2 protein-coding genes are annotated in these 877 nt (G+C 69.2%); one reads left to right on the top strand and one right to left on the bottom strand.

Features of this window, described 5'->3' with window-relative positions:
* Positions 1–334 (top strand): peroxide stress protein YaaA (yaaA, locus tag Y705_RS21575; protein WP_155850117.1); only part of this gene is annotated, 334 nt, incomplete at its 5' end.
* On the opposite strand, the gene Y705_RS0115650 is transcribed toward yaaA, so the two are convergent.
* On the bottom strand, positions 331–877 hold a 547-nt coding region (locus tag Y705_RS0115650), incomplete at its 5' end, for a VOC family protein (protein ID WP_253908660.1). The two genes, yaaA and Y705_RS0115650, sit on opposite strands and share 4 nt — an antisense overlap.

The raw sequence follows: 877 nt of genomic DNA, 5'->3' as shown, positions 1-877 counted from the left end.
AGTCCTGGACGAGCCCCTGCGGGCGCACGCCGGCGGATCCCTCGTGGTCGACTGCCGGTCGAGCACCTACGCGGCCGCCTGGTCACCCCCGGTGGAGAACACCGTGGCAGTGAATGTCTACCAGGAGCGCGACGGAAAGCGGACCGTCGTCTCCCACTTCGCGAAACACACGCGCGGCGAGCTGGCTCGACATTTGATCACTCGGCGCGGAAAGATCCCGGAGTCACCCGCGCAGCTGCTCAGGGCCGCGCAGGAGCGGTGGACCGCGGAACTCGAGCCGGGAAGCGGGAAGCGGGGTCCTCAGCTGAATCTCCTCCTCACCCCGGAAATCTAGCCGGGCTCGTCGGCCACGAGTTCCACCTCGAAGCCTTCGTCGTTCTCGAGGTAGGCGGCATAGTGGCCCGGGCCCCCGGCGAAGGGGTGCCGGTCCGCGAACAGAAGTGTCCAGCCGTGGCTCGTGGCGCGTCGCGCCAGCAGGTCCACCTCGCTGCGGGTACCGGCGGCGAAGGCCAGGTGGTTGACCCCGGGACGACGCCGGTGGTGGCCTTCGGGAGCCACGTCCGGCCCGGATTCGAGCACGACGTAGAAGCCCTCTCCCCCGTAGCTGACACCGTCCTTCCAGTTCTCCCGTGCGGGGAAGCCAAGCCGCTCGAGCAGCCAGCCGATGCTCTGGACTCCCCTGTCGAGATCGGCGACCCAGATCTCAATGTGGTGCAACCGTCCGGAGAGTTTCGGTCTCGCGGACACCGCACCGGGCACCGTCCGGGCGTCGTCGTCGGCAGGAGCACTTCCGGCACCTTTCGCCGGTGGGGCGGCCTTTCGGGGAGTCCAGTCCACGCCCGCCATGCCGGCGTCCATCGCCTCGTTCGAGAGGCGG

The organism is Arthrobacter sp. H41, from assembly GCF_000520535.1.
GTDB lineage: Bacteria > Actinomycetota > Actinomycetes > Actinomycetales > Micrococcaceae > Arthrobacter_D.
The sequence above is the reverse complement of the archived record's forward strand: the minus strand, read 5'-3'. Positions and strand labels throughout refer to the sequence as shown.